Source organism: Schaalia canis (assembly GCF_003858455.1).
GTDB lineage: Bacteria > Actinomycetota > Actinomycetes > Actinomycetales > Actinomycetaceae > Pauljensenia > Pauljensenia canis.
Map to the genome: position 1 here is coordinate 472,650 of NZ_RQZF01000001.1, position 21,294 is coordinate 493,943.

The window sequence follows — 21,294 nt, forward strand, 5'->3', positions numbered from 1 at the left end:
TGTAGCGGGGTCAGCGCGCACCTGGGTTTTCGCCCTCGCCTGTGAACGAGGCCAAAGCCGAGAGGTCCTTTCCGCTGAGCGCCTGGCCAAGGAGGGCGATTGCTTGAGAAATAGCCTGTTCTCGCACTTCGTTACGACCACCCGCAAAAGAATAGCGGTGGATCGAGGTGCCTGCGGGCATGGCGAGAGCCATATAAACAGTGCCAGCGGGGTGCTCATCCGCGGGGCCAGGGCCAGCGACGCCGGTAGTAGAAATCGCATAGTCGGCGTTGAATAATTGACGCGCCCCCTGAGCCATTTGGGCGGCGACCTCACCGTCAACGGGGCCTCGTTCGCTGAGGATTTCCCCGTCAACGCCAAGGATGTGCCGCTTCAGGTCACAGGTGTAGGTGCATACGCCGCCTTGAACAACGTCAGAGGCGCCCGGAATATTCACGAGGCGGGCGCACACTCCCCCACCTGTGAGAGATTCAGCGGTTGCAACGTGCAGGCCTGCCTCACGCAGAGCATCAATGACAAACGCTACGGCATGTGTAGAAGTGGTGGTGTCTGACGCTGTCACAATTCCTCCTCTTGCCCGTCCTCACCCCAGTGTTCCAGCACTTCGGCAATGACGCGCTGGCAGGTAGAAGGCGAGTAGCCTTTTCGGGCCAACATGCCCGAAAGACGTCCCCAGGCTTTACGCCGGTCAACACCACGCATACTCCGCGCTTTGCGCTGGGCAAGTTCACGCGCACGCTCATACGCGTCATCATCACTGATTTGACTCATAGCTTGGGCAATAAGGGCGCTATCAATGCCCTTGCGTTTGAGTTCTTCCCGCAGAGCACGCCCAGTCGCCCCTCGCAAAGCAAAGCGTTCACGCACAATCATGGCAGCAAAAGCCGCGTCATCAATGAGGCCAACAGCGCTCAAACGATCAAGAACCTCTTGAGCAATTTCCTCACTAAAACCACGGTGAGTGATTGCTGCATGTAGTTCAGCTCGGGAACGAGACCGCGTGTCAAGCTGGCGTAGGGCAACCTCACGAGCAGCCTCGATAGCTTCGACACCGGTCAGAGCAGCATTCTTTTCCCGCATAGCGGCCATACGTTCTGCAGGAGAGAGCTGTTTCGTGGAACGGGTCTTTTTCCCCTGACGCCTGGAGGCAGTGATGGCACCCTCTGTGGCATCCGCATCACTGACATCTGCGTCACAAGCCTGGGAGGCTCCAAAAACTGGGATATCGACGAAATCGTTGTTTTCACCGAGTTCTGGATAGTGCTCGGGATCGAGATAGCGAACCATTCTTTACCTCACATGCTCGCCTGATGTACGCCTCGCCCGAACCCAAGGGTTCGGGCGAGGCGGAGAGTCTTAGAATCCAGCGTCTTCTTCGTCAGATGCGGTGGTCTTGGCGCTGGAAGCGTCATCGGCTGCTACGCCAATCCCTAGTTCAGCGAGGATCTTATTCTCGATCTCGGTGGCAAGCTCAGGATTATCTGCCAGGAATTGGCGAACGTTCTCCTTGCCCTGCCCTAACTGGTCATCCCCGTAGGTGAACCACGAGCCGGACTTTCGGATCACACCGTATTCAACCCCCATGTCAATGATGGAGCCTTCACGGGAGATGCCGCGACCGTAGAGAATGTCGAACTCGGCCTGCTTGAAAGGCGGGGCCATCTTGTTCTTGACGATCTTGGCGCGTGTGCGGTTGCCGACAGGAGCGCCAGCTTCCTTTAGGGTTTCGATTCGGCGCACATCAATACGAACGGAGGCGTAGAACTTCAAAGCCTTACCACCAGTGGTGGTTTCAGGCGAGCCAAAGAACACACCGATCTTTTCACGCAACTGGTTGATGAAGATGGCGGTGGTGCCGGTGGCTGAGAGCGCACCCGTGATCTTACGCAGGGCCTGGCTCATCAGGCGCGCTTGAAGGCCCACGTGGGAGTCTCCCATTTCGCCTTCGATTTCCGCTTTGGGAACAAGGGCAGCTACTGAGTCAATGACAATAATGTCGATGCCGCCCGAGCGGATCAGCATGTCAGCAATTTCAAGGGCTTGTTCGCCAGTGTCTGGCTGGGAGACAAGCAGAGAGTCCGTATCTACGCCAAGAGCTCGCGCGTATACCGGATCAAGGGCGTGTTCGGCGTCAATGAATGCAGCGTTGCCACCGGCACGCTGGGCGTTAGCAACCGCATGGAGAGCAACAGTGGTCTTACCGGAGGATTCAGGGCCGTAGACTTCAATGACGCGGCCACGAGGAAGACCGCCGATACCGAGGGCGACGTCAAGGGCGAGAGAACCTGTGGGGATGACTTGAACCGGAGGACGGGTGTCATCGCCAAGGCGCATGATGGAGCCTTTACCGAATTGCTTGTCGATCTGCGCGAGGGCAACTTCTAGTGCCTTGTTGCGGTCGTTACCTGCGGGGGCTGCAGTGGTGGCGCTCTTTCGTGCTGCCATGGAATCATCCTTCCGGTTGAGGCCTCTCCGGCCATTGATAGGGGCTGGTCTGTCAGTGGTGTTCTCCCCTCTCCGGGGTCACCACACACGTTATGTCCGACCATGAGACATGAACATGAGGATCGGTTATCACTGTGGATAACACTTTTCATGCCGTGTATATCCACAGCATAGATGGAACATGTGTTCGATGGTGGCGACACGCAGGAAATGAAGATGCCCGCTATGTCACATCACTTGTGAAAGGTCGCCCTTCAGCGCCGACGTTTCTTCGGATCGATGCGGTGCACCCATCGTGCATCCTCACTCTGTCCGGTTTCCTCAATGAGCGCCGCCCACACCTCATCAGGCTCAGCGCCTCGGTCAAGGGCTTCTTGGGCGGTTCCTAGGCAGGAGGGAAGATAGAGGTCAACAACGAGAGAACGTCCAAGGGAGGGGCCATAGACGGCGTCAACCGCGTCCCAAAACTCTGATCGTTTCACCCTCGTATCACCGATCCCGTGCCGACAATTCACAATTACTCGGGCACACTCGGATGCCTTTAACTGTGAGCTTCACTCAGCTAATGAGGGTGACAGGAACAGCCGGTTCGGAAACACGTTCGGGTGCCACGGTTCCGTCAAGAATCGCCATGCGATCTGACACCTCACGCAGCACAAACCACAGAGGCACACCCAAAGCCTCGCAGATTGCGTTGAGCAGTTCAGAGGAAGCCTCTTTACGGCCTCGTTCAATCTCTGACAGGTAGCCAAGAGCAACCTGGCTTTCCTGAGCTACCTCGCGCAGCGTCCATCCTCGCGCGTTGCGAAGCTGACGCAAGACTGCGCCAAGTTCAACTCGCAGTAACGGGGAGGTAGTTGTTGAGATCATGCTCTGACTGTAGCGCGAATCGGTGTACATGCGCACCTTCGTTTCGGATTATTGGCACCATTCAGGGATCTTTCGGGGGTGATTTCAGGGGAACATCCAACGGGCGGGGGCCGTTGCTCACATGTCTCCACGGCGTCTCCTTTCCTCCTATTTCAGCGCTGGTGTGGCATTTCTGAGTGTGTCAGTGCCACCCCGTATTTGCGTGAACGACCACCGGTGTCAGGAAAAAAGGATGTCCACACGCCCTTCCAGGCAAGAAAAAGGGAGCTTCCCGTCCTGGGGAAGCTCCCGCCCTGTCAGATAGGGTTAGCGCTCTTTCACTGCAGGGAACGTCGCCTTCGAGACCTACACACCTTCTTGAGCGAGTTCCTTTGCCATGCGACGTCCATCAAGGATGTAATCAACACCAGACCAGACTGTGACAATTAACGCAGCCCACATGGTTACCACCACAGAGTAGGCAGCAATAGTCATTGCCACAGAATCTGGATTCAACATGCTCTCCCAGGGAAGAATCATGAGGAAGATCAGCAGCAACTGAAGAACTGTTTTGAGTTTCCCTCCCATATTGGCCGCAACCACGATGCCCTGACGTAAAAGCACGCTACGCCACCAGGTAATGCCCAGCTCGCGGATAGCCACCAGAATCGTGAAAAACCACGGCAGGCTTCCCATCCACGACAGCGCAACAAAAGCACCTAACGTCAATGCTTTGTCGGCAATCGGATCAGCGATCCGGCCAAAGTCCGTAATCCACCCGTTTCGTCGCGCGATTTCGCCATCAAGATGATCCGACAGAGAGGCAATCACAAATACTGCGACCGCCCACCACTGAGCTGTCAGGGTCTGTTGGAACAGAAGGGCGATAAAGATAGGAACAAGAACAATACGCAGCACCGTCAACGTGTTCGGCACGTTGAGCACGGGCACCTTTTTCGATCGATCGATCGTCGAGACGTTCTGTTCCATACCTCAAATATTACCCTCTCTTATCTGCCTGTCAGTTGCCAGGCATCCTCATTCTCATCAGGTTCTTCATCCTCCCAGTCCACGCGTCCTCCAAAATCGTGCCCCGCGTAGGGATCAGCACTGGCCTGAGGGGCGAAGGAAGGCGGCGTCACAGCCTGTGGCGAGGGTACTTCCTCGACTGTGGTTTCAGAGGTGACGGTCGCGTGCGTGCCACCCGCCCCCGGCGGCACCTGGACCGCGTAGAAGGTACTTTCTTCCGCCTCAGCCTCGTCCTCAGAGTGCCCCAGCTCATCTTCAACGAGGGAGGCAGCGGCAACGGCGGGGCTCACAGGCGCAGGAGCGGCGAGGGCGGGCACCTCCGGTTCAGGGGTGGCGCTAGTCTCTCCACGCAGCATGGCCAGGATTTCAGGAAGCTGCTCAGGCTCAACAAGAACCTCGCGAGCCTTTGACCCTTCCGAGGGACCAACGATCTCGCGGGACTCCAGCAAATCCATCAGACGGCCAGCGCGGGCAAAGCCTACGCGGAGCTTACGCTGCAGCATTGAGGTTGAGCCCAGACGGGTGGAGATCACCAGTTCAGCCGCTTGGAGCAGGTCATCAAGATCATCACCAATATCCTCGGCTACCTTCGCGGTCTTGGCAGGTGCGACAACGTCTGGTCGGTACTGGGCCTGCATCTGAGACTTCACATGAGCAACCACAGAGTGAATCTCGGACTCTGTCACCCACGCGCCCTGCACGCGCATAGGCTTGGGCGCGCCGGCTGGCAGGTAGAGCGCATCACCTTGGCCAATCAGCTTTTCAGCGCCGGGCTGGTCAAGGATCACGCGAGAATCCACCAGTGAGGAGGTCGCAAAGGCCAAGCGGGAAGGCACATTGGCTTTAATCAGACCCGTGACCACATCTGCTGATGGGCGTTGGGTGGCAAGCACCAGGTGAATACCCGCAGCACGTGCAAGCTGAGTAATACGTTGAACAGAGGCTTCCACGTCACGCGGCGCCACCATCATGAGGTCAGCGAGCTCGTCAACGACGACCAAGAGATAGGGGTAGGGCTGAAGTTTGCGTTCCAGCCCAAGAGGTACTTGCACCTGTCCAGCGCGAACAGCTTGATTGAAGTCATCAACGTGCTTGAAGCCGAAGGCAGCCAAGTCGTCGTAACGGGCGTCCATCTCTCGGACCACCCATTCAAGTGCTTCAGCGGCCTTCTTCGGATCGGTGATAATCGGAGAAATCAGGTGCGGGATGCCCTCGTAGATCGTCAGCTCCACGCGCTTGGGATCGACGAGGATCATACGTACCTGCTCGGGGGTAGCGCGCATCATGATGGAGGTAATCATGGAGTTGACGAAACTGGACTTACCCGAGCCGGTCTGGCCTGCCACCAGCAGGTGGGGAGTCTTGGCCAGATTCGTCACGACGTAGCCGCCCTCGACGTCCTTACCTACACCGACAACCAGCGGGTGCTGGTTGCGTTTGGCCGCCCCTGAACGAAGCACGTCGCCGAGGGCAACCGTCTCTCGGTCAGCGTTGGGAATTTCCACGCCGATAGCGCTCTTACCCGGAATTGGCGACAGGATGCGCACATCCGCGCTGGCCACAGCGTAGGCAATATTCTTCGACAGGTTCGTAATGCGATCGACCTTCACACCCGGCCCAAGCGTCACTTCATAACGGGTCACTGTCGGGCCTCGAGAAAAGCCTGTGACAGTAGCGTCAACCTTGAACTCAGCCAACACCTGCTGCAACGCCTGAACGACCTGATCGTTGACCGCAGATCGCGTTTTATGCGGGGTACCACGGATGAGCAAGTCTTCGGTGGGCAGATGGTACTCGACAGGGGCAGCAGCCTGTGGAGTAAACCCAGCGTCGGTGCCACTCTCTTCTGTGGTAGCGCCCGCACTATCTACGGTCTGCCCCGCCTGCTGCGAATCCGCAGGGATCGCAAACACTTCCGTAGGAGCATCAGCATCGACTGGCTCCCCAGCATGCGGCGAGGTCGGCATCACCATGGTGGCATCAATCGGAGCAAGCTCAGAGGGGTCATACTCCCCTTCACCGGCAGCGTAGTAGTCTCCGCCCTGCTCGTAGTCCGCGTCACCGTACGCGGGATCATAGCCACCTTCAACAAGATCCACATGGGGTGGCGCGTCAGCCTCAGCAGCGCGGCGGAAAGCCTCGTCAGCATCGTATTGGTCAAGGAAAGGATCATCCCCGGCGGCCAAGTGGTCACGCGAGCGACGGCGCGCAGCACTGACCTCGTCCTCCCCTTCAACCGAAGACTCACCGGCTCCCTTTGCGGAACGGAGAATGAAACGGTCGCGGAAGTCACGCAGGCGCTGAGGAACGTCGGCAACTCGGGTGCGGGTCGCCAGAAGAATCGAATACACCAGCAGTAAAAACAGCAAAGCGCCCGCACCCCAGGCTGACAGGAGGGTTACAAGAGGGCTAGCAACGAACCAGCCAATAATGCCTCCAGCCGCTTCAATCCCCTCAATAGGCGATGCGGAAGGATTGCCACTGGTGACGTGTACAAGACCCGTCAACGCAAAGACAACTCCCATACCGCCAGCAAGATGGTGCGGCAGCGCTGAGTTCAAAGAACGTGCCTTAAAAAGGTCAATGGCAACAGCAACGAACACCACGGGAAGGACAACGGAGAAAATCCCTACCAGCCCCGCTGAACCATGATGGATAAAATCCCCCGCCTGGCCTGAGACTTTAAACCACTCACGCAAAGCAACGACAACGGCCAGCGCGAGCATGACGAAAGCCAAGGCATCGCGTTTAACCTGAGCGTCCGTGGCCCGCCACAGCGCGAAAGCCCCAGCGATACCACGCCCGCATGCAGAAAAGAAGCGCGAAAGGGCACCCTGGGAGCGCGGCGCAGGCGTATTCCTTGCTGACGTGCGCTGTCGTGAACTCTTCGAAGACGATGATGTGTTTGCCATGGTGCTACAGACGCTACCGGCCCCCAGAGCCTCGCGCATCATCGGCGCGCCGCATGGCCCTATTAGCGGCCAAACATCACCACTTTTTCAGGGTTGAGGGAAGAAGATCGCGCCATCTTCACCATGCCAGCAATCCCCACCACTCCCCAAGCGTGCCAGCTCAGGAAGAGTAGATCAGGCCGCCCTGCTCAAGAATCTGCTCAATATCGGCCAGAGTCGGAACCGGCAAAGCCGACTCGTGTGCGATCGTAAAGGCCGCCGCCGCGTTAGCAGCGCGACAAGCGTCCTCCAGGGAGGCACCCTTGAGAAGCGAAGCACACATTGTCGCAATATGCGTGTCCCCAACGCCCGCAGTGTCAACCGTGAACGCATCAAAAGCCGGAAGGTGAATACGCGGTGCCGACTCATTGACCTGCAGCTCGCACCCCATCACACCCAGGCGTCGCACCACCGCAGCATGTGGACGCATAATGTGTCGGATTGAGAGCCCCGGCTCAACGCGAGTGAGAATGGCATCCAGAGCGGCTTTCTCACGAATATTCATCGTCACAACGTCAGCACGGCTCAGCAGGCGACGCCACGCGCTAACAGGTACTTCCTCCACCGCTGGCGAAATAGACACCACCAGCATGACACTCTCAGGTAGCGAGGCGCCCCATCCGGTGAGCGTCTCAGCACCAATACGATTCGTCAGGTCAACACCAGAAATATGGACCAGGTCGCCGTCGTGAAGAGTAATCCGATCCAGCGCAGCACGCGAGGGCTCTGACTCCACGCCTGCTGTCACCACTGAGGTTGTTGAACCGTCAGCCTCGACAAGCTGGATGGCGATACCAATATCGCCCACCAATTCGGTGGTGAGGATCTCCACATCGGCTTCTTCTAAGTGCTGGCGCACCGTATATGAGTTCGGGCCAGTTCCCAGAGGGGATGCCATAGAGGCCTTCACCCCCTGTGCTGCTGCGGCAGCCAGGGTGACATAGCCACCGCCAGGTCGGGCAGCGGCAGTTTCAGCTTCGACAGCAGCTCCCCGTTCGGGCAGATGATCAACGTGGAGGGGAAGCGCCAGCACCATCGAGTGGGTGGAAATAAAACGACCAGGCATGAAGCTCCTACTGTTCCACGACCACGGGAACGATCATGGGACGGCGACGCAGGCGACGAGCCACCCAGCGTCCGATAACGCGGCGCATGACCTGCTGCAAAACGTAGGGGTCAACGCCGCCGGGGGCAGCGGCCTCGCGCAGGGCGGCATCGACCTCGGGCAGGATCTCTTCAAAGACAGCGTCATCTTCGGCCATGCCAATAGCGCGAATGGTTGGCGAGGCCAGTACCATGCCTGAGTCTCGTTCAACAACGGCGTAGACGCTGACAAAACCTTCAGCGCCAAGGGTGCGGCGGGCTGCGAGCTCCTCTTCAGAGATTTCTCCAATGGAGCGTCCATCAACGTAGACGTATTCGCAGGGGACAGCTCCTGCGATTCGAGTCTTTCCGTCCTTGAGGTCAACGACAACGCCGTCTTCTGCGAGTACGACATTCTCCACCGGGACACCGGTCTTGACCGCGAGCTGACCATTAGCGATGAGATGTCGGATTTCACCGTGGATGGGCATGACATTTGTCGGCTGGATGATGTTGTAGCAGTAGAGCAGCTCGCCAGCAGAGGCATGGCCAGAGACATGGACCTTGGTGTTGGACTGGTGGACAACGCGGGCGCCTAGGCGCATGAGCCCGTTGATGAGGCGGTAAACGGAGTTTTCGTTACCGGGGATCAGCGACGAGGCGAAGACGACCATATCGTCAGGTTCCAAGGTGACGAACTTGTGGGAGCCTGCTGCCATGCGTGACAGGGCGGCCATGGGTTCGCCCTGGGAGCCTGTGGCCATGTAGACGCGCTGGTGCGGAGGAAGATCAGCGATGGTGGCTGAATCGACAATGACATCCGGTGGGACAGTGAGGTAGCCCTTTTCCTCTGCGATACGCATATTGCGTTCCATTGAGCGTCCCACCAGTGCGACGCGGCGCCCATTACGGTGAGCAGCGTTCATGACCTGTTGGACACGGTGGACATGGGAGGCGAAGGAAGCGACGACGATCTGGCCGGTGGCCTCGGCGAATACTCGGTCGAGGACGGGGCCGATCTCACATTCAGGGGTGACGAATCCTGGAACCTCAGCGTTGGTGGAATCCACCATGAACAGGTCCACGCCTTCTTCCCCAAAACGGGCAAAGGCTCGAAGGTCGGTCAGGCGGCCGTCAAGAGGAAGCTGATCCATTTTGAAGTCGCCGGTAATAAGAACCTTACCGGCGTCGGTGCGGACAAAGACAGCCAGCGCATCTGGGATAGAGTGCGTGACGGCAACGAATTCACAGTTGAAAGGGCCAATGTTGATGCGGTCGCCTTCAGCGACAACGACGAGGTCAGGGCTGGGGAGGCGATGCTCGCGGATCTTGGGTTCAACGAAGGCCAAGGTCAAGTCCGAGCCGTAAATGGGGATGTCCGCACGTAGTTTCAGCAGGTAGGGGACGGCTCCGATGTGGTCTTCATGTCCGTGGGTGAGGATCATTCCCACGACATCATCAAGGCGGTCTTCGATCCAGGAGAAGTCGGGAAGGATCAGGTCGACACCGGGTTGGGTTTCTTCAGGGAAGAGAACGCCGCAGTCAACGACGAGGAGTTTGCCTGCGTATTCGAGGACGTTCATATTGCGTCCAACTTCGCCCAAACCTCCCAACGGGATAACACGGAGGGCGCCCTCTTCGAGAGGAGCGGGTTCAGCGAGGTTCTCGTACAGAGGCTTCATAGTGCTGATTCTACTTGCTCTTTTGTTCCAGGTCTTTGGAGGGTCATGTTCTCCGCTATAAAACGCCGGTGGAGGGAACCTTCTGGTTCCCCCCACCGGCGTCGCATGTGCCCAGGAGTTCACATGCAACCATCCCACCAGGGACGACAGTGTCCTACCCCTCGCGGAACATAATCCCAAAGCTTCCTCGCGGATAGTGCCACTTGAGCACTCCCGCAGGAGCCATTGCCAGGCAGGTGCCACACTCCAGGCAAGCGGCATACTCGACGCCCACGCTGCCATCGGCTTCGACCGAATACACATGCGCTGGGCAGATGCGTTCAAGCAGAGGGCCCACCCCGAGTGTGCGAGCGAGTTCCTGGTTCACCTCAATGTGGGATTCTTCCTCATCGAGGTTGTAGGTATTCCCAGCCAGTCGGGCCGGAACGCTCTCAATGACGAGTTGTGCCATTGCGTGTTCCTCCTTTCAGAAGGTGAGGGTTACAGGGCTCGGATGCCGGCAAAGACATCGCCCATGATCTGCGTCATCTTCACACCTGATGCTTTGAGGGCATCGAGTCCGACTGCCCGCAGGTGACGCCTGGGGGTCAAGTCGTGGTTGAAAACGCCGTAGAACACGTCGGCGGCGAGCTTGCCGTAGTCGCTGTACATGCGGGGGCGCTCCAGGAAGGCTGGTGCTTTGGCGTAGGTTGCCATGTCTTTGCCAACGAAGCTGGCATCCAGCAGGCTCCGGTAAACATCCATCGATTCCTGACTGAAATCCATCACCCCGAAGGCCTTCTGGATAGCACCGGCCGCTGCCAACGCTGACCCTGCAGCCAGGTCCATGCCGCGAATGGTCAACCCTGTGTTCAGGGTGAAGCCCGCGGCATCTCCGATGATGATGAGCCCCGGTCTGGTCAGGTCATGGGAGCTCATTGCTGAGCCGTCCTCAATGGTGAGGTGGCACCCGTATTCAAGAAGCTGCCCATCTTCGAGTAAGGGGGCGATAGCGGGGTGTTGCAGCAGGTGGTCGTGAATGTCTGAGGAGGACAGCCCCGAGGCTTCGAGGTCATCGAGCCTCATCACCACACCGATGGAGACGGATTCTTCATTGGTGTAGAGGAAACCACCACCAGCCACCCCCTGCGTGCAGTCCCCCACCATGGCGTAGGCGACGCCCTCGTTGCCGCGAACATTGAAGCGGTCCTCAAGAACCTTACGAGGCAGGCCGATAACGGACTTCACCCCGACGGCGAGGTGCTTCATGGGCTCCTTAGCGCGAATACCGGCGTCTTGGGCAATGAAGGAGTTAACGCCGTCTGCTGCGACCACCACATGGCAACGCAGTTCGTCTTCTCCAGCTCGAACGCCAACGATCTGGGTGCCCTCAGTGATGAGGGAATCAACCTTCACGCCAGGCATAACGGTCACGCCTGCTTCCTCGCATTGTTCAAGGAGCCACGCGTCAAGTTTGACGCGTAGGACGGTCACGGCGTTTGCCGGTTCGGTCAGGCGCTGATCCCAGTAGTCGATGTTGACGAAGGAGCTCTGGTTGATCAGGCTCACGCAGTTGCGTGTGATGCGACGTTCAACGGGCGCAATATTGACGAAGTCGGGAAAGACTTTTTCCATAATGCGGCAGTAGAACACGCCACCGGAGAGGTTCTTTGAGCCTGGTTCGGCGCCACGCTCAATGAGCAGGACCTCCCGGCCTTGCTGGGCGAGGGTGTAGGCGCAAACTGCGCCCGCCACTCCGCCGCCGATGACAATGACGTCGAAGTCGACGTCGACTTCTTCAGACATGGTGTTCTCGTTTCAGGACAGCGCTGATCAGGACAGGGCTGCGGTCAGTGCGGGCACGACCTCGTAAATGTCTCCCACAATGCCGTAGTCAGCGATCTGGAAAATGGGGGCATTGGCGTCATTGTTGACGGCCACGACGATCTTGGTGTCAGCCATGCCGGAGGTGTGCTGCACCTGGCCGGAAATACCCAGAGCGACGTAGATGTCAGGTGAAACGTGCATACCTGAGACGCCGATGTAACGGTCCTTGCTCATCCACGCGGTGCCTTCTGCAAGTGGGCGCGAGCAGGCCATCTCAGCGCCGAGGGCATCTGCCAGGCCCTGAGCGATAGCGAGATCGTCCTCAGTTTTGAAGCCACGTCCGCAGGCGACAATCCTGCGTGCTGCGGCAAGGTTGGCCGGTCCTGAGCTTGCGGGTTGGACGGAGACAACGCTGGCACCCATGGGGGTGGCCTCGTGCGTTTCCGCTGCTGGGCCGTCGGCGTCTGCGGGAGCGCCGCCTTCGAGGACGAGTACAGCTCCGTTGAAGCTGACGGTCTCGTTGGTCAGGCCACCGTAGCGGGCGACCTCGGCACCGGTGGCACTCACGTTGGTGGCACCAACAATGACAGGAAGGGCGAGGGCGGCTGCCGCAGCTCCAGCAAAGGAGCGCTCAGCAGGACGGTTAGCGGCAAGAATAACGTCGCCAGCAGCCTCAGCGAGTAGCCCTGCAACGACGCCAGCGTATGCTTCGGCGGGCACATTATCGGCAGTCGGGACGTGAATGACACGATCAACGCCTGCGATACTGGGCGCGGTGGGGGCAACGGCGATGACAGTGGCGGTGCCGCCAATGGCTTTGGCGGTGTCAACGAGGTTGGTGACGTGCTCGTTGGTGGTAAGAATCCAGGTGTTCGTCATTGTTCTGCTGTCCTTTCTCAGAGCGCGCCGGCGTTGCGCAGAGCTGCGACGAGCTGTGCGGCAGCGTCGTCTCCGGTGAACATTTCATTGCGGCGAGCCTTCGCAACGGGCTTGGCTCGGCCGGTGACCTCAAGGGTGACGTCTGTGAGCGTCAGGTCGCCTGCGGAGACCTCGTCAAGGGGTTTCTTTCCGGCGGCGAGGATGTCCTTCATGCCGGGAACCTTGACGGGCGCAGCGTCAGTGGCGACCGCTGCGACGACGGGGCCGTCCACGGTGATGGTGCGGGTGCCACCAGCGGTGGATTGAGTGAGGGCCCATCCCTGTCCTGCGGCTTCAATGGCGGTGACTTCCTGGAAGCACGGCCAGCCGAGGAACCCTGCGATGAGGGTGGGGACGATCTTGGCTGATTCGTCGATGGAGGAGTCGCCTGCAAGGACCAGGGTGGCTCCGTCAATCTTTCCAACAAGGCCCGCGAGCCCGCTGGCGACGGTGGTGGCGTTCCAGGTGGAGGTGGTGTCGTCTGCGACGACGAGTGCGCGGTCCATGCCTCGTGAGAGGGCGCCTTTCTTTGCCATGGACGAGGCTACTGCGCTGCTTCCGACTGAGATGCCGACGACGTCGGTTCCGAGGGAGTCTGCGAGGGTGCGTCCGACCTGCACGGCGACGGGATCGTATTCGGAGATTGCGGCCTTGGCGCGCGACCAGTCGACCACGCCGGAGGCATCAACGGTGGTGTCTTGTGGGTTAGCGGCGTACTTGTACGCGACAACGATGCTCATCGTCTGCTCTTTCTGTTGAAGGTGCGGTTGGCGGTATATCGGGTGTGGAAACCCTGAAAGCTTTGAGGAAGGGTCGTTAAGATAGAGATATGTGACCTCCCTCATGAAAGGTGCGTGTGCGGTGACACAGTCGGCGGTTCTTCACCCTCCAAAACCGGGACGTCCTCGTGACGCCCAGTTGGAGGAACGTGTGTTTCGCGCTGCCTTGGACCTCTATGGCGAGGCCGGCTGGGCGGGTTTTAATCTGACGAAGCTTGCAGCCGAAGCGGGCGTAGGTAAGTCGAGCTTGTATTCGCGGTGGATTGACCGCGATGATTTGCTCCACTGTGCGTTCACCGCGTTGGTGACCTGCCCGGGACCGGTTGGGGATTCCCCGCGTGAGATCCTTGTGAACGAGGCCGACTTTCGCTTGAGGGAATACCTGGGGCCCAACCGTTCCGCTGTGCGACGTCTTTTTGTTGAAGCAGGCAACGAGGTTGATCCTGTGATCTGCGAGATCTACAGGGATGTGTTCGTCACTCCCCTGTCGGCTATTCACGCTAGGTTGTGGGATTTCAAGCTCAATGGAGAGTTGCCGCGTAATACCTCGGTGGTGCGTCTGCTGGATGCGATTGAAGGAAGCGTGCTGATGCGCACCTTCTGTTTGCCTGAAGATGTCATTGAGTGCTTCTTGGAGAAGGTTCCGGCCTACGTTGCCGATCTGGTTGACGATCAACTTCATCACCATGAGCCTTCGCGCCAGTTGGAGATCTGAGTGCCACCTCGTTGTGCGGGTCCAGCCATGATCCGCAGCAAGGGCTGTTCGATTCCTAAGTTGGTGGGGCGCCCGTGTCCGGGGTAGACGGTAAGATCTTTGTCCATCTGTGCCAGGCGTGCGCAGGATTTCATCATGTCAACGGGGTTGCCCATAACGAAGGCAGTGGAACCAATGGCACCGGCAAAGAGCATGTCACCTGTGAAAAGGACACGTTGAGCCTCGTTAAGTAGGCAGATGCTGCCGGGGGTGTGACCGGGCGTGTGAAGGACGGTGAGGTGGTCGCCTCCCCAGGTGATGGTGTCGCCCTCGTGAAGGGGCCGGTCGATGTGGTCAACGGTGTAGTCAATGCCCTCTTCGTCAAAGCCAGACCTGTGTACGTCAGCGACGCCATCAACATCGTCGTGGCCGCACCCTACCCAGCATCCGTAGGCGTCGACGAGTTCGTTGACGGCTCCAATGTGGTCACAGTGGCAGTGGGTGAGGATGATCCCCTCGATGTTTTTGTCTCCCAGCCAACGCAGGAGCACCTCAGGTTGTGCACCAGGATCAATGACGATAGTTCCTGCACTGTTTGTCAGCGCGTAGCACACTGCTTTCCAGGAGCCGACGGTGATCTGTTCGATGGTGAACATTCTTAGCGCCCCCTAAAGTCGGGTGATCCGGTTTCAGCAAGGGTGTAGCCGCGCGTCTCGGGGGCCCAGATGATGGAGACGATAAGACCTAGGGCAGAGATTGCTGCGCCTGCGAGCATTGTCATGCCGATGCCGTGATCGATGATGAATGCGGGCAGGATGTAGATGGACACGACGGTGCCGATGCGGCTGAAGGCCATGGCGAAGCCCATGGCGGTTGCCCGGATTTCTGTGGGGAAGAGTTCGTTGGGGTAGAGCCATTCGAGGTTGCCGGGCCCACCAGAAAGGATCGCGTAGGCAATGAAGCATCCCATGATCAGGCCGATGCCAGCGCCGGGGAAGAACCCGATAATAGCCAGGGCAATGGTCATTCCACCGAAGCAGCCAATGATGAGTGGCCTGCGGCCGATCTTTTCGCACAGGTACATGGCGGGGAAGGTGCCCAGCATGAAGAATGTGCCAATCAACAGTTCCCCAAGGAGGACATTGCGGCCCTCTCCCAGTCCAACGGCGCTGATGATCTGAGGCCCGTAGGTGTAGAGGGCAAACATGGGGATGGCTTGGCAGAGCCAGATGACGCCCACGAAAATCACGCGCTGCAGGTACACGCCTTGGAGGACTTTACGGACCGAGGTTTTCGCAGCGTCCTCTGCCTCGGGCAGGCGGACATTGGCTCCCAGAGTCTCGTGCACGATACGTTGAGCTTCTTCTGCGCGCCCCTTGGAGACGAGCCAGCGTGGAGATTCTGGGATATTCCATCGGCCTACGAGGATGGCGATGCAGGGAACGGCGGAGGAGGCGAGCATGTAGCGCCAGCCGTGGGATGTGTTGATGAGGACGAAACCCACCAGGGCGGCGACGTTAGCGCCCAGGTACCAGGCTGCGGCAATAATGCCCATCGCTGCAGCGCGGTATTTACGAGGCGAGAACTCGGTGATCATGGAGGTGGCGATCGGATAGTCGGCGCCGACAGCCACACCAATGAGGAAACGCAGGACCACTAGCATCAGGGGGCCGTTGACTAGGGCACACAGGATCGATAGGACGGCGATGACGACAAGGTCGATGACGAACATTTTGCGTCGCCCGATCAGGTCAGTCACCCATCCGCCAACAGAAGCCCCCAGGAAGAGTCCCACGAGGGCGGCAACGCCAAGCAGACCATTCCAGTGGGCATCGAGGACGAGATCCGTGCCCATTGCCCCCAAAGCTACGCCAATGATTGAAAGCACATAGCCTTCAAGGAAGGGGCCACCCGAGGAAAAGACAATGACACGTTTGAGGAGGGGCGTCATTTCTAAGTCTTCGAGGTCAATGATGGGCTCATCGTTGCTCATGGTGTTCTCCCTTCTATCTGCTGAGGGGCTGGTCAGTATCGTGTGGGCGTGTGTAGCGTGGGAGAGGCGATGGTGGCGTTGCCTCTCCCACGCCGCATGCGGGAATCAGGGACTGCAGAGTTTCAGGCGCATGATTCCCCTACGCTCGCGTCAGCGGTATTCGATGATGCCCCAGTTCAGATGGGGCTTGGCACCGGTTTCCTCCGCGTCAACATCAACGAGTGCGAAACGCAGTTCGCCCTCGCCCACCTTCCACAGTTGTGTCTTGAGGGTGGATCCTGGGTGAACGGGTGAGGTGATGCGCGTCTTGAAACGCGTGATGCGCTCGGGCTCGCCCGGAACAAAGGCGTTGATCGCATGGCGCATGACAACACCGGCGTAAGAGATGGCGTGCAGGATGGGGCGCGGTTCGCCGTTTTCTGCGGCGTAGTCCCAGTCAATGTGCTGGGGATGGTAGTCACCCGAGAGACGGTAGATAAGCGCCTGATTCTCAGGAATGGTCTCGACCACTTCAACGTCTGCGGGGCGGTCGGGCATGTCGACAATGTCCTTGGGGGGCGTGGGTCCGCCCCAGCCACCGTCGTAGATCAGGCAGTCCCAGGATTCATTGGTGAACAGGAGGTTGCCGTCAGAATCGTAGGTGTCACCAATGTGTTGGGCGAGGAGGCCCCGTCCTTCACCACGGTCATAGAGGCCTTCCAGGCGCACCATCGTTTCCAGGTGGTCGCTCATCTTCGTCATGGGGCGATGGAAGGTGATGTCAAAACCCCAGTGCAGGGAGCCGGCGTAGTTGTAGCCGTAGTCGATAGTGCGCGTAACCTCTGAATCGACGATGAGCATGGCGCCAAACATGGGGAGCACCTTGAGTTTGGGGTCGCGTTCGTCATGCTCGTTGAGGTATTCAAGGCCGTCTTTACCATCAATGCCCGCACCGCAGCCGAGGGCGAAAAGCTCCAGGTCGCGGAAGGTGTAGTCACGGACGAAGGGGCCGAAAGTCTGGCCCACCATGTCGGTATTGATCGCCATTGGTCAGTGTCCTTTCATGGAAATGGTGTTATTGGAAGTGGTGTTACTGGGTGGCAAGAAGATGTTTTTGTACTTTCCCGTAGGTGCCGCGCGGGAGTTCTTCAACGAACTCCACGAAGCTCGGCACCTTGAAGGCAGCAAGGTGGCGGGCACAGTGGTCGATAATCGCGCAGACATTGAGCTCTACATCCGGGTCGGGCACGATGAATGCTTTGACAGCTTGACCGCGCACGCTGTCTGGCACGCCAATAACGGCCACCTCACGCACGCCGGGGAAGTCGTCAATAACGCCTTCGACCTCAGCCGAGGACACCGATTCGCCCGAACGTTTAATGAGGTCAACGCGCCGATCTACGAAGTAGACCCACCCGTCCTCGACGTAGGCGTAGTCACGGGTGTAGTACCAGCCGTCCTTATCGAGAACCTCCTCGGTAGCTTCCGGGTTATCCCAGTAGCCCGCCATCAGGCTCACTCCTGGGATACCGTGAAGGGCTAATTCCCCCACTTCACCGTCAGGGAGAGCGCGTCCGTCCTCGTCAATGACGCAGACCTGGTATCCGGGCCCTGCCTGGCCGATGGAAGGCCAGCGCCGCTCCCCGTGGGGTGGGTCTGTTACAGCGCCAATGAGGCACTCGGTTGAGCCATAGTTGTTCAGCAGCGGCACGCCGAAGCGTTCCTCAAAGGCTTCCTTATCCTGCGTGCTTAGTGGCAGGAAGTAGTGCATTTCGCGCACCTGGTGGTCGCGCTCATGCGGGTCGACGGGTTGGCGCAGCATCGTTGCCACGATCATTGCCATCCCCTGAACGAGGGTGGCACGGTGGACACGCGCCTGACGCCAGAAAAAGGTCGCCCGATAGTGGGAGAGCATGATGAGTGTCGCCCCCAGAGTCAGCACCGGCGCGAGGGCAGAAAGTTGGTAGTTGACTCGGGTGGCCACCATGGAGGTCATGTAGCGATCCTCGGGGGTCATTCCCAGTTCCCAGTTGACGAAATTGCCGGAGAAGACAACATTCGCGTGCGTAATCATCACGCCTTTGGGTTCGGAAGTGGTGCCCGAGGTGAAAAGGATTTCGCACAGGTCAAAGGGGTCGATACTCGCTGGAGGAGTGAAGGTGTCTGCCTCATGCCAGGTGAGTTCACGCAGGTGGGGTAGGCCAGCGGCAGCGTCCTCGTCCTCGGCGTCTCCCTGCCCGACCACAATAATGTCCTTGACGGTGGTGGGCAGGTGGGAGCGCACTTGGCTGAGGTTACTCATGCAGGCCACGACCGTGCGTGCCTGGCACAGGCGCAAGATGCGACCCAACTCGAAGGGCGCCGAAGAAGCGTCAACGGGGACGGCCACAGCCCCGATTTTCGCCAAAGCCAGCAGGCATTCGACAAACTCGACACAATTGTCAAGGTAGAGTGCCACCTGGTCTTTCTCACCAATGCCACGAGCAACGAGGGCGTTGGCGCACTGGTTAACCAGCGCGTCAAACTGACGGTAGGTGAAACGACGGGTGTCATGCGTATGCGCATCCTCGAACACGAGGAACTCGTGCTCTCCCCTGTCCTCAACCTGCCGCTGCCACAGTTGGGGCAGTGTGGTGGTCTCCGGCGCGAACTCCGAGTGGGTCACGATCAATCAGTCCTTATCGGCAGTCTTGACGGTGCCGAGTTCGATCAGGCGGGCGATTTCCTCGTCGGAATATCCCGCGCGTCGTAGGACATCGCGCGTGTCCTCGCCCAGGGCTGGCATAGGACGCCAGAACGAACCTGGATTGCGTGAGAACTTCGGGAAAGTATTGAGGCCCATGACGGTTGCGCCCTCGGCGTTTTCCCATTCGATGAAGCATTCACGCTGTTTAACGTGGTCGGCAGCCAGAATGTCGGGGAATTCGTTCACCACCTGAGCGGCAATGCGGTGGTCAACGAAGTCGCGCTGCACATCGTATTTGGACTGAGTCTTGAGATAGGCCTCCAGAGTCTCCTGGATGAGATCAGCCTTGGGGCCATTAAGCCACAGTGCCGAGGTGTCCTCGGGGTATTCCTCGGTGCCCCACAGGTGACCAAGGCCGATGGTTTCCAGCAGATACTTATTCTGCGACACCCCATACAGGCACAGGCCAATGTAGCCGTCCTTGCATTCATAGATGCCGATGCCGCAGAGGTTCTGATGGCGAGCGCCAGGACGCGGGTAGGTGATCCCCGCGTTCATGAAGTCCATCATGTAGTAGGTGCCGACACGCAGGAGGGTTTCATACATGGCCATGTCGATGCTCTCACCCTCGCCGGTGACGCCCACGCGATGCAGGGCAGCCAGGGAGGAGGAGATAATCATGAGGGAATTGATGTAATCACCCAGATAAGGGGAGATATTCATCGGCTGGTCGACGGTGCCGTTCTGGGCGACGATACCCGCGTAGGCGGCAACCGTCAGATCGTAGGCGGCTGAGTTGACCTGAACGTCATCACCCCACTGGCCAAAGCCCGAGACGTGGACGATAACGAGTTTGGGGTTGATCTCCCACAAGAACTCGTCAGTGATGCCCTTACGAGCGTACATGGGGCCTTTAGAGGATTCGATGAAGATATCCGCGTCCTTGACGATGGCGCGCAGGGCTTCCTTGCCTTCATCGGTAAAAGGATTCATCGAGATGGAACGCATATTGCGCCGTTCCATTTCCTTGACCCAGGCGGTGTCGCGCATGGAGTCACCCGTCCACACGTTTTCGATCCAGGTGACGTCCGCACCCCATTCGGCCATGATGGCCGCAGCAGTGGGGGCGGCGATTTCAACAGCAGAATAGACAACCTTGACGCCGTCAAGGACGCCAAATGATGGCTTTTCGGTAGGCAGTGCCATGGTGAAACAGTCCTTTCGTGGTGTCGGTCAGCGGTAGTCGTACAGGGCGGAGCGTCCTGCAGCGAGGATCATCATTTCGTCGGTGCCACCTGAGACGCGGTCGACGCGAAGATCACGGTAGAAGCGCTGGACGCGATGCTCGCCGGTGATGCCTACGCCTGCGAGAACCTGGAGGGCGTGGTCAACGACCTCGAAGGATGCCTGCGAGCAGTAGTACTTCGCCATTGAGCAATCGCCGCGTGAGAGCAGGCCCTGGCTGTGCTTCCACGCAATCTCGTAGAGCATGTTGCGCATGTTCGTCAGGCGAATCTTCATCTCAGCGAATTTCAGTTGAATGAGCTGGTGGCGGGCGATGGCCTGACCGCCCTGGACGCGCTGGTTGGCGTACTTGGCGGCGTCCTCGAAGGCGCAGTAGGCCTGGCCGTAGTTGGTGAGTGCCACAAGGAAACGCTCAAGATCAAAGTCCGCCACGCCGCGGCGGAAGCCGTTGCCTTCAGTGCCGAAGAGGTCTTTTTCTTCGAGTTCGACATTGTCGAAGTAGACGTCACAGCACGAGTCCATGCGCAACCCCAGCTTGTCAAGGGGTTCCTTGGTGATGCCCGGCAGGCTCATGTCAACAAACCATTCGGTGTAGGTGTCCATGTTGTCGCTGTCGCGGGCCATGACCACCAGGTAGGGGACGTGGAGGGATGAGGTGATGAAGGTCTTGTGTCCGTTGAGGTAGACCTTGCCGTCCTTACGCGTGTAGGTGGTGCGCATGTCGTCCCAGGATGAGCCTGCCGAGGGCTCAGTCATGGCGTAGTTGATCATCTGCTTGCCGGTTCCGACGAAGGAGAGGATCTTTTCTTGTTGTTCCTCAGTGCCTTCGCGCAGGACGGTGTCCCAGCAAGGCATCTGGTAGAGGACGTAGGTGGGGCCACCTTCACGGCCAAGTGCTTCGTAAGCTGCGGTGAGGGTCACCCAGTCGGCACCAAGCCCGTCGTGTTCTTCGGGCAGGAGGATGCGATCAAAGCCGAGTTCGCAGATCGCTTCGGTCCATTCGATGGGGTATTCGTGTTTGACGTCGCACTCGTGGAAGTATTTGTCCCAGTTGCGTGAGCGCATGAGTTCGGTGAAGGCATCGACCATGAGTTGTTGGTCTTCAGACAGTGAAAAATCCATGTCCAGTCACTTTCTGTGTAGGAGCGCCGTCGC

General features: G+C 58.8%; 20 protein-coding genes. 1 reads left to right on the plus strand and 19 read right to left on the minus strand.

Annotated elements, in window-relative coordinates:
- Nucleotides 1-10: 10 nt before the first annotated feature.
- From EII11_RS01980 to EII11_RS02040, 13 genes are all read right to left on the minus strand, one after another.
- Nucleotides 11-562 carry a CinA family protein gene (locus tag EII11_RS01980; protein ID WP_124868011.1) on the minus strand — a complete coding sequence of 184 codons (552 nt, stop codon included), beginning with the start codon at nucleotides 560-562 and terminating at the stop codon, nucleotides 11-13.
- On the minus strand, nucleotides 559-1,287 hold the full coding sequence (locus tag EII11_RS01985) for a regulatory protein RecX (RefSeq protein ID WP_124868013.1): 729 nt from the start codon (nucleotides 1,285-1,287) through the stop codon (nucleotides 559-561). The genes EII11_RS01980 and EII11_RS01985 overlap by 4 nt, the downstream gene beginning before the upstream one ends.
- Before the next feature lie 69 nt (nucleotides 1,288-1,356).
- Nucleotides 1,357-2,445, minus strand: coding sequence for a recombinase RecA (gene recA, locus EII11_RS01990; protein ID WP_124868015.1), 1,089 nt, complete (start codon nucleotides 2,443-2,445; stop codon nucleotides 1,357-1,359).
- A 254-nt stretch (nucleotides 2,446-2,699) separates the two neighbouring features.
- Entirely contained in the window at nucleotides 2,700-2,927 is a 228-nt protein-coding gene (locus tag EII11_RS01995; RefSeq protein ID WP_124868017.1) for a DUF3046 domain-containing protein, read from the minus strand.
- Nucleotides 2,928-3,003: 76 nt separating this feature from the next.
- On the minus strand, nucleotides 3,004-3,315 hold the full coding sequence (locus EII11_RS02000; protein WP_124868318.1) for a helix-turn-helix domain-containing protein: 312 nt from the start codon (nucleotides 3,313-3,315) through the stop codon (nucleotides 3,004-3,006).
- 345 nt (nucleotides 3,316-3,660) lie between these two features.
- Nucleotides 3,661-4,284 (minus strand): CDP-diacylglycerol--glycerol-3-phosphate 3-phosphatidyltransferase, encoded by a 624-nt coding sequence (gene pgsA / locus EII11_RS02005; protein WP_124868019.1) that lies wholly within the window; start codon nucleotides 4,282-4,284, stop codon nucleotides 3,661-3,663.
- Nucleotides 4,285-4,304: 20 nt separating this feature from the next.
- Nucleotides 4,305-7,235, minus strand: a complete 2,931-nt coding sequence (locus EII11_RS02010) for a DNA translocase FtsK (protein ID WP_124868021.1) — start codon at nucleotides 7,233-7,235, stop codon at nucleotides 4,305-4,307.
- A 160-nt stretch (nucleotides 7,236-7,395) separates the two neighbouring features.
- Nucleotides 7,396-8,340: a PfkB family carbohydrate kinase gene (locus EII11_RS02015; RefSeq protein WP_124868023.1), complete on the minus strand. Its 945-nt coding sequence runs from the start codon at nucleotides 8,338-8,340 to the stop codon at nucleotides 7,396-7,398.
- Between the two features lie 7 nt (nucleotides 8,341-8,347).
- Entirely contained in the window at nucleotides 8,348-10,039 is a 1,692-nt protein-coding gene (locus EII11_RS02020) for a ribonuclease J (RefSeq protein ID WP_124868025.1), read from the minus strand.
- Nucleotides 10,040-10,193: 154 nt separating this feature from the next.
- Nucleotides 10,194-10,490, minus strand: coding sequence for a ferredoxin family protein (locus tag EII11_RS02025; protein WP_124868027.1), 297 nt, complete (start codon nucleotides 10,488-10,490; stop codon nucleotides 10,194-10,196).
- A 29-nt stretch (nucleotides 10,491-10,519) separates the two neighbouring features.
- Nucleotides 10,520-11,824, minus strand: a complete 1,305-nt coding sequence (locus tag EII11_RS02030; protein ID WP_124868029.1) for an FAD-dependent oxidoreductase — start codon at nucleotides 11,822-11,824, stop codon at nucleotides 10,520-10,522.
- 27 nt (nucleotides 11,825-11,851) lie between these two features.
- On the minus strand, nucleotides 11,852-12,724 hold the full coding sequence (locus tag EII11_RS02035; RefSeq protein ID WP_124868031.1) for an electron transfer flavoprotein subunit alpha/FixB family protein: 873 nt from the start codon (nucleotides 12,722-12,724) through the stop codon (nucleotides 11,852-11,854).
- A gap of 17 nt (nucleotides 12,725-12,741) precedes the next feature.
- Nucleotides 12,742-13,503, minus strand: coding sequence for an electron transfer flavoprotein subunit beta/FixA family protein (locus tag EII11_RS02040; RefSeq protein ID WP_124868033.1), 762 nt, complete (start codon nucleotides 13,501-13,503; stop codon nucleotides 12,742-12,744).
- 190 nt (nucleotides 13,504-13,693) lie between these two features.
- Between EII11_RS02040 and EII11_RS02045 the strand changes: the two genes are divergently transcribed.
- A complete protein-coding gene (locus tag EII11_RS02045; RefSeq protein ID WP_240623017.1) occupies nucleotides 13,694-14,257 on the plus strand; it encodes a TetR/AcrR family transcriptional regulator in 564 nt (187 codons plus the stop codon).
- On the opposite strand, the gene EII11_RS02050 is transcribed toward EII11_RS02045, so the two are convergent.
- The 6 genes from EII11_RS02050 to caiA all read right to left on the minus strand — a co-directional run bounded on the left by EII11_RS02050 (nucleotide 14,224) and on the right by caiA (nucleotide 21,261).
- A complete protein-coding gene (locus tag EII11_RS02050; protein WP_124868037.1) occupies nucleotides 14,224-14,892 on the minus strand; it encodes an MBL fold metallo-hydrolase in 669 nt (222 codons plus the stop codon). The two genes, EII11_RS02045 and EII11_RS02050, sit on opposite strands and share 34 nt — an antisense overlap.
- A 2-nt stretch (nucleotides 14,893-14,894) precedes the next feature.
- On the minus strand, nucleotides 14,895-16,229 hold the full coding sequence (locus EII11_RS02055) for an MFS transporter (RefSeq protein WP_124868039.1): 1,335 nt from the start codon (nucleotides 16,227-16,229) through the stop codon (nucleotides 14,895-14,897).
- Between the two features lie 150 nt (nucleotides 16,230-16,379).
- Nucleotides 16,380-17,255: a MaoC/PaaZ C-terminal domain-containing protein gene (locus EII11_RS02060; RefSeq protein WP_124868041.1), complete on the minus strand. Its 876-nt coding sequence runs from the start codon at nucleotides 17,253-17,255 to the stop codon at nucleotides 16,380-16,382.
- A gap of 43 nt (nucleotides 17,256-17,298) precedes the next feature.
- The gene (locus EII11_RS02065; RefSeq protein ID WP_124868043.1) at nucleotides 17,299-18,873 is read right to left on the minus strand and encodes an AMP-binding protein; all 1,575 of its coding nucleotides are present in this window, start codon (nucleotides 18,871-18,873) and stop codon (nucleotides 17,299-17,301) included.
- Between the two features lie 6 nt (nucleotides 18,874-18,879).
- On the minus strand, nucleotides 18,880-20,100 hold the full coding sequence (gene caiB / locus EII11_RS02070; protein WP_124868045.1) for an L-carnitine CoA-transferase: 1,221 nt from the start codon (nucleotides 20,098-20,100) through the stop codon (nucleotides 18,880-18,882).
- Between the two features lie 27 nt (nucleotides 20,101-20,127).
- Nucleotides 20,128-21,261: a crotonobetainyl-CoA dehydrogenase gene (gene caiA / locus EII11_RS02075; protein WP_124868047.1), complete on the minus strand. Its 1,134-nt coding sequence runs from the start codon at nucleotides 21,259-21,261 to the stop codon at nucleotides 20,128-20,130.
- Nucleotides 21,262-21,294: the final 33 nt, after the last annotated feature.

Bases quoted from the DNA above. Each gene is read 5' to 3' on its own strand.
- EII11_RS01985 (WP_124868013.1), bottom strand. From the start codon at position 1,287: ATGGTTCGCTATCTCGATCCCGAGCACTATCCAGAACTCGGTGAAAAC.
- recA (WP_124868015.1), bottom strand. From the start codon at position 2,445: ATGGCAGCACGAAAGAGCGCCACCACTGCAGCCCCCGCAGGTAACGAC.
- EII11_RS02000 (WP_124868318.1), bottom strand. From the start codon at position 3,315: ATGATCTCAACAACTACCTCCCCGTTACTGCGAGTTGAACTTGGCGCA.
- pgsA (WP_124868019.1), bottom strand. From the start codon at position 4,284: ATGGAACAGAACGTCTCGACGATCGATCGATCGAAAAAGGTGCCCGTG.
- EII11_RS02010 (WP_124868021.1), bottom strand. From the start codon at position 7,235: ATGGCAAACACATCATCGTCTTCGAAGAGTTCACGACAGCGCACGTCA.
- EII11_RS02015 (WP_124868023.1), bottom strand. From the start codon at position 8,340: ATGCCTGGTCGTTTTATTTCCACCCACTCGATGGTGCTGGCGCTTCCC.
- EII11_RS02020 (WP_124868025.1), bottom strand. From the start codon at position 10,039: ATGAAGCCTCTGTACGAGAACCTCGCTGAACCCGCTCCTCTCGAAGAG.
- EII11_RS02025 (WP_124868027.1), bottom strand. From the start codon at position 10,490: ATGGCACAACTCGTCATTGAGAGCGTTCCGGCCCGACTGGCTGGGAAT.
- EII11_RS02030 (WP_124868029.1), bottom strand. From the start codon at position 11,824: ATGTCTGAAGAAGTCGACGTCGACTTCGACGTCATTGTCATCGGCGGC.
- EII11_RS02035 (WP_124868031.1), bottom strand. From the start codon at position 12,724: ATGACGAACACCTGGATTCTTACCACCAACGAGCACGTCACCAACCTC.
- EII11_RS02040 (WP_124868033.1), bottom strand. From the start codon at position 13,503: ATGAGCATCGTTGTCGCGTACAAGTACGCCGCTAACCCACAAGACACC.
- EII11_RS02050 (WP_124868037.1), bottom strand. From the start codon at position 14,892: ATGTTCACCATCGAACAGATCACCGTCGGCTCCTGGAAAGCAGTGTGC.
- EII11_RS02055 (WP_124868039.1), bottom strand. From the start codon at position 16,229: ATGAGCAACGATGAGCCCATCATTGACCTCGAAGACTTAGAAATGACG.
- EII11_RS02060 (WP_124868041.1), bottom strand. From the start codon at position 17,255: ATGGCGATCAATACCGACATGGTGGGCCAGACTTTCGGCCCCTTCGTC.
- caiB (WP_124868045.1), bottom strand. From the start codon at position 20,100: ATGGCACTGCCTACCGAAAAGCCATCATTTGGCGTCCTTGACGGCGTC.
- caiA (WP_124868047.1), bottom strand. From the start codon at position 21,261: ATGGATTTTTCACTGTCTGAAGACCAACAACTCATGGTCGATGCCTTC.